Source organism: Inquilinus limosus MP06 (assembly GCF_000767795.1).
In the GTDB taxonomy this organism is placed as follows: Bacteria; Pseudomonadota; Alphaproteobacteria; order DSM-16000; family Inquilinaceae; genus Inquilinus; species Inquilinus limosus_E.
Window position 1 is genome coordinate 1 of record NZ_JANX01000357.1, and the last position, 6,463, is coordinate 6,463.

At 68.5% G+C, this 6,463-nt stretch carries 6 protein-coding genes; 5 read left to right on the forward strand and 1 reads right to left on the reverse strand.

Annotation, left to right across the window (positions count from 1 at the left end; genetic code table 11):
* Positions 1 to 348: aminotransferase class III-fold pyridoxal phosphate-dependent enzyme (locus P409_RS22750; protein ID WP_034844077.1), on the forward strand; the 348-nt coding region annotated here is incomplete at its 5' end.
* Positions 349 to 492: 144 nt separating this feature from the next.
* Here P409_RS22750 and P409_RS22755 read toward each other — a convergent pair.
* Positions 493 to 1,521, reverse strand: coding sequence for a LacI family DNA-binding transcriptional regulator (locus tag P409_RS22755; RefSeq protein ID WP_202964766.1), 1,029 nt, complete (start codon positions 1,519 to 1,521; stop codon positions 493 to 495).
* 145 nt (positions 1,522 to 1,666) lie between these two features.
* Here P409_RS22755 and P409_RS22760 point away from each other — a divergent pair, with 145 nt between their 5' ends.
* The 4 genes from P409_RS22760 to P409_RS22775 all read left to right on the forward strand — a co-directional run.
* Entirely contained in the window at positions 1,667 to 3,583 is a 1,917-nt protein-coding gene (locus P409_RS22760; protein WP_052121218.1) for an ABC transporter substrate-binding protein, read from the forward strand.
* 34 nt (positions 3,584 to 3,617) lie between these two features.
* Entirely contained in the window at positions 3,618 to 4,604 is a 987-nt protein-coding gene (locus P409_RS22765; RefSeq protein ID WP_034844078.1) for an ABC transporter permease, read from the forward strand.
* A gap of 10 nt (positions 4,605 to 4,614) precedes the next feature.
* Positions 4,615 to 5,745, forward strand: a complete 1,131-nt coding sequence (locus P409_RS22770; protein ID WP_052121220.1) for an ABC transporter permease — start codon at positions 4,615 to 4,617, stop codon at positions 5,743 to 5,745.
* A 28-nt stretch (positions 5,746 to 5,773) separates the two neighbouring features.
* The coding region (locus P409_RS22775) for an ABC transporter ATP-binding protein (RefSeq protein ID WP_202964767.1) at positions 5,774 to 6,463 on the forward strand (690 nt) is incomplete at its 3' end.

The window sequence follows — 6,463 nt, forward strand, 5'->3', positions numbered from 1 at the left end:
GATGTGATCGAGGGCGAGGGGCTGGTCGCCAATGCCCGCGATACCGGGGGCGTCCTGGCCGAGGCGCTGCGGGCGCTGGCCAACCGTCACCCGGCCATCGGCGATGTGCGCGGCGCCGGGCTGTTCGTCGGGGTCGAGCTGGTGCGCGACCGGGCGACGCGCGAGCCGGACGGCGCGCTGGCCGCCCGCGTGGTCAACGGGCTGCGCCGCCGGAAGGTGCTGGTCAGCAGCTGCGGCCGGAACGGCAACGTGCTGAAGCTGCGTCCGCCGCTGGTCTTCCGCCGCGAGCACGCCGAGCTCCTGGTCGATGCGCTGGACCGCACTTTGGCGGATCCGGACGGGGCGTAGCCGCGGTTCCCCATACCGTCATTGCGAGCGAAGCGAAGCAATCCAGGGGCCGGTGCGCACCGGCCTCTGGATTGCTTCGTCGGCTTCGCCTCCTCGCAATGACGGTGTGGGACAGACCTGCCATTTCTCGGCAAGGCCGGCCCCTTACGTCGTCCCGCGCTCGACCAGCTCAGGCTCGATCACGATCGAATGCTGCAGGCTGCGGCCTTCGATCCGGTCGATCAGCATGCGCATGGCGGCGTCGCCCAGGTCCTGCTTGGCGACATGGATGGTCGACAAGGGCGGATTGACCAGCCGCGCGGCCAGGATGTCGTCGCAGCCCAGCACGGCGATGTCGCCCGGCACCGCCAGCCCGGCGTCGCGGAGCACTGACAGGGTGCCGATCGCGATCAGGTCGTTGTAGCAGATCACCGCGTCGACCTTCGTGCCGCCGGCGGACAGGCGGCGGGCGGCGGCAATGCCGCCCTCCAGGTCCGGGGTCGTCGCCTCTTCGGCCACCAGCTCCAACCCGTTCTCCGCCAGGGCGTCCAGGATGCCGGCGCGGCGCATCCGGCCGCTGTAGGAGGTCGGCGGCCCGCCGATATAGGCGATGCGCCGGCGGCCGCGCTCGATCAGCCGCCGCGTCGCCTCCGCCAGGCCGGTGCGGAAGTCGATCTCGATCGTGCCCGCCACGCGGCGCGGCATCGGCCGGTTGATCAGCACCGCCGCCCGGTGCGGCTCGATCGCCTGCTGCAGCCGCTTGTCCTCCAGCCGGGCGCTGCAGACGATGACGCCGTCGACCCGCCGGTCCAGCAGCGTCGCCAGCACCTCGGCCTCGCGCTCCGGATCCTCGACCACGTTGCAGGTCAGCAGGGTGAAGCCGCGGGCGCGGGCCGCCAGCTCGGCGCCCTTGATCACCTCCGGAAAGAACGGGTTGCCGATGTCCGGCACTACGATGCCGATGGTGTAGGAGCGGTCGCCCTTCAGCCCCTTGGCGAAGGTGTTCGGCCGGTAGGCCAGGCTGGCGGCCGCCGCCAGCACCCGGGCCCGTGTCTCCTCGCTGGCACCGCCGCGGCCGTTCATCACCCGCGACGCCGTCATGGTCGAGACGCCGGCCGTCGCCGCCACATCCGCCAAGGTGGCGCCGCGGGGCAGGGGCTTCAGGCTGCGGGAAGTGTTATCGTTAACTGTCACTCTCGCTTGTCTCTGGCGAGGTTGGGCATTCAATCCATTCAATACGTAGAATTTTCCTGAACGGCAAGCCGTATTGACGAACGTTAACGTTAACGATATTGAGTCGGACATAAGGTCGAAGACCAACTCAGAGGGAGGACTCAGGATGGGCGCCGGAACGCGCGCGCTGTGGGGCGCGGCCTTGATCCCGATGCTGCTGTGGGGCGGGCCGGCCGGAGCCGCCGAGTATCACGAGGCGCCGTCGCTGGCCGCCGAGGTGTCGGCCGGCAAGCTGCCGCCGGTGGCGCAGCGCCTGCCGGAGCATCCGCTGGTGGTGACGCCGCTGGAGAGCGTCGGCAAATACGGCGGCACCTGGCGGCAGGCGGTGGTCGGCGGCTCCGACGGCTCGATGGAGCGGACCATCGGCTACACCCGCCTGGTGCGCTGGAACCCGGCCTGGACCGACGTGGTGCCCGACGCCGCCGAATCCGTCGACGTCAACGACGACGCCACCGCCTTCACCTTCCATCTGCGGAAGGGGATGAAGTGGTCGGACGGCCAGCCCTTCACCGCCGACGACATCATGTTCTGGTACCAGGACGTGCTGATGAACCAGGAGCTGACGCCGTCGGCGCCGCGCTGGCTCCGCGCCGGCGGCAAGCCGGTGACGGTGGAGAAGATCGACGCCGAGACCGTGCGCTTCAGCTTCGCCGCGCCGAACGGCCTGTTCCTGCCGGCGATGGCGACGCAGCTCGGCTCCGACATCCTGGCGGCGTCGCCGGCCCATTACCTCAAGCAGTTCCACAAGACATACAATCCGGACGGGATCGACGCGCTGGTCAAGGCGGCCGGCGTGCCGAACTGGACGACGCTGTTCCAGAACAAGACCGCCTATCAGAACGCCAGCCGCTGGCGCGACCTCGGCCGTCCGGTGCTGGACCCCTGGGTGATGACCGTGCCCTACAGCGGCACCAGCCAGGTGGTCGCCGTCCGCAACCCGTATTTCTACAAGGTCGACACCGCCGGCAACCAGCTGCCCTATATCGACCGGGTCACCTATGACGTGGTCGGCGACACCCAAGGGCTGGTGCTGAAGGCGATCAACGGCGACCTCGACATGCAGGCCTACGGCCTCGACGGCATCGAGAACCAGGCGGTGCTGGCGCAGCACCGGGAGCAGGGCGGCTACCGCCTGTTCCGGGCCCGGCCGGCCTATTCCAACTCGATGCTGATCTGCCTGAACGAGACGGTGAAGGACCCGAACCTGCAGAAGGTGTTCCAGAACCGCGATTTCCGCATCGCCCTGTCCTATGCCATCAACCGCGACGAGCTGAACGAGCTGATCTATGCCGGCCTGTCCCGGCCCTATCAGGCGGCGCCGCGGCCGGACACCGGTCTGTATGACGAGACCATGGCCACCCAGTACACCGAGTACGATCCGGCCAAGGCCAACCAGCTGCTCGACGCCGCCGGCTTCGACAAGAAGGACGGCGACGGCTTCCGCCTCGGCCCCGACGGCAAGCGCATCTCCTTCGCCATCGACGCCCTGGCCTCGCGCAAATACCATGTCGACGCGCTGGAACTGATCCGCAAATACTGGCGCGATGTCGGCATCGACATGCAGGTCAAGGCGATCGAATCCTCCTTCGCCTTCGCCCGCCAGCTCGCCAACGACCAGCAGGGCCTGGTCTGGCTGGGCGGCGGCGGCTACGACTTCCTCGGGCTGCTCGACCCGAAATGGTATTTCCCCTACGAGAACCAGTCGGCCTTCGCCTCGGCCTGGGGCATCTGGTACCAGAGCCCGAAGGACCCGAACGCGATCGAGCCGACCGGCCCGGCGCGCGAGCAGCAGGAGCTGTATGAGCAGCTGAAGGCGCAGCCGACCACGGCACGCCAGATCGAGGTGATGAAGAAGCTGCTGGCCATCACCCGCGACCAGTTCTGGGTGATCGGCACGGTGATGGCGCCGGACAATTACGGCGTGGTGAAGACCACCATGAAGAACGTGCCGGAGGAGATGCCGGACACCGTCTTCTACATGACGCCGGGGCCGACCAACCCGGAAACCTACTTCTACGAATAGCCGGCCCCGCTCCCGCAACGACACCGAGGCCGCGATGCTTCGCTTCCTGCTGCGCCGCCTGATCTACATGGCCGTGACGCTGGCCGCGGTCTCGGTGGTCGTGTTCATCGTCATCCAGCTGCCGCCGGGCGACTTCCTGACCAGCTACGTCGCCCGCTATTCCGAGCAGGGCGGGTCGGTCGACACGGCGATGCTGGAGTCGATGCGGGCCCAATACGGCCTCGGCCAGCCCTGGTACGTGCAGTACTGGCGCTGGATCTCCAACATCGTCTTCGCGGGCGATTTCGGCCAGTCCTTCGACTGGAACCGGCCGGTCTCCTCGCTGCTGTGGGACCGCATGGGCATGACCCTGCTGCTGTCCTTCATCACCCTGCTCGTCACCTGGGCGGTGTCGCTGCCGATCGGCATCTACAGCGCGGTGCGGCGCTACTCCTCGCTCGACTACGTCGTCACCTTCCTCAGCTTCCTCGGCCTCGCCATCCCCAGCTTCCTCTTGGCCCTGGTGCTGATGTTCGTGCTGTCGCGCAGCTTCGGCGCCGATGTCGGCGGCTTCTTCTCGGCCGAATACATCAACGCGCCGTGGAGCTGGGGCAAGGTCGCCGACCTGGCGGCGCATCTGTACCTGCCGGTCTTCGTCCTGGCCGTGCACGGCACCGCGTCGCTGGTCCGGATCATGCGGGCCAACCTGCTGGACGAGCTGAACAAGCCCTATGTCACCACCGCCCGCGCCGCCGGCCTGCCGGAGCGGACGGTGCTGCTGCGCTATCCGGTGCGGGTGGCGCTGAACCCCTTCGTCTCCACCATCGGCTGGATCCTGCCGGAGCTGGTGTCGGGCACCGTCATCGTCGGCGTCGTGCTCAGCCTGCCGACCGCCGGGCCGCTGCTGCTCGGCGCGCTGCTGACCCAGGACATGTACCTGGCCGGGTCCTTCATCCTGCTGCTCAGCGCGCTGACCATCCTCGGCAGCTTCATCTCCGACCTGCTGCTGGCCTGGCTCGACCCGCGCGTGCGGCACGGCTGAGGGGAGAACCATGACCGTCGCCGAACCGACCGCGATCCCGACGCCGCGCCGCGCCACCACGGCGGAGAAGGGGCAGTGGGCGCTGATCTACCGCCGCTTCCGCCGCCACCGCCTGGCGTGGTGGAGCGGGGTTGTGGTGATCGCGATCTACATTGTCGCCGCCTTCGCCGAGTTCGTCGCGCCCTATGGGCCGGAGACCTACAACTCGCGCTACACCTACGCGCCGCCGCAGATGCTGAAGTTCTTCGGCCATGACGCCCAGGGCAACTTCGCCCTGGCCTATGTCAACGGCATCAAGAGCACGGTCGACCCGCTGACGGTGCAGCGCACCTATGTCAGCGACCCGGCGAAGGTGATCCCGGTCGGGCTGTTCGTGAAGGGCGAGCCGTACCGGCTGCTCGGCCTGATCCCCTGGGACCGGCACCTGATCGGCCCGGTCGACCCGAAACAGCCCTTCTACCTGTGGGGCGCCGACCGGCTGGGCCGCGACGTGCTGTCCCTGACCATCCACGGGGCCCGCGTGTCGATGTCGATCGGCCTGGTCGGGGTGGCGATCAGCCTGTTCCTCGGCATCCTGTTCGGCGGCATCTCCGGCTATTACGGCGGCTGGGTCGACGAGGTGGTGCAACGGACCATCGACTTCCTGAAGTCGATCCCGACCATCCCGCTATGGATGGGCTTCGCCGCCGCGATCCCGACCAACATCGACCCGCTGATGGTCTATTTCTGGATCACCGTGATCCTGTCGCTCTTGGGCTGGACCGAGCTGGCGCGCGTCGTCCGCGGCCGCTTCCTGTCTCTGAGGACCGAGGATTTCGTGCTGGCCGCGCGGCTGGACGGCTGCTCGCGCCAGCGGGTGATCTGGCGGCACATGGTGCCGTCCTTCACCAGCCACATCATCGCCTCGGTGACGCTGGCGATCCCGTCGATGATCCTGGCCGAGACCGCGCTCAGCTTCCTCGGCATCGGGCTGAAGCCGCCGGTGATCAGCTGGGGCGTGCTGCTGAAGGACGCCCAGAACCTGCTGGCCGTCACCACCGCGCCCTGGCTGTTCATCCCGGGCATCGCTGTCGTCGTCGCCGTGCTGGCGCTGAACTTCCTGGGGGATGGAATCCGCGATGCCGCCGACCCCTACAACTGAGCCTCTCCTCCGGGTCGAGGGCCTGCGGGTGCAGATCGGCACGGATGACGGGCTGATCCGCCCGGTCGACGGCGTCAGCTTCGAGATGGAGGCGGGCAGGACCCTGTGCATCGTCGGCGAATCCGGCTCGGGCAAGAGCATGACCGGCCGGGCGCTGATGAACCTGATGCCGGAGCGGATGCGCATCGCCGGCGGCCGTATCGCCTTCCGCACCGCCGCCGGCCCGGTGGTCGACATCGCCGGCCTGCCGCCGCGCGGCCCGGCGATCCGCGCCATCCGCGGGGCCGAGATCGCGCTGGTGTCGCAGGAGCCGATGGCGGCGCTGTCGCCGGTGCACACCATCGGCCAGCAGCTCGGCGCCGTGATCCGCCAGCATATGGGCCTCAGCCGCAAGGCGGCGCGGGAGCGGGCGCTGGAATGCCTGGCCGATGTCGGCATCCCGAAGCCGGCGGAGCGGCTGGACAGCTATCCCTTCGAGTTCTCCGGCGGCATGCGCCAGCGCGTCTGCATCGCCCTGGCCCTGTCCTGCGGCCCGCGGCTGATCATCGCCGACGAGCCGACCACCGCGCTCGACGTCACCACCCAGGCCAACATCCTCGATTTGTTCAAGAAGCTGCAGGCGGAGCATGGCCTGTCGATCCTGTTCATCACCCACGACCTCGGCGTGGTCGCCGACGTCGCCGACCAGGTGGCGGTGATGTATCTCGGCCGGGTGGTC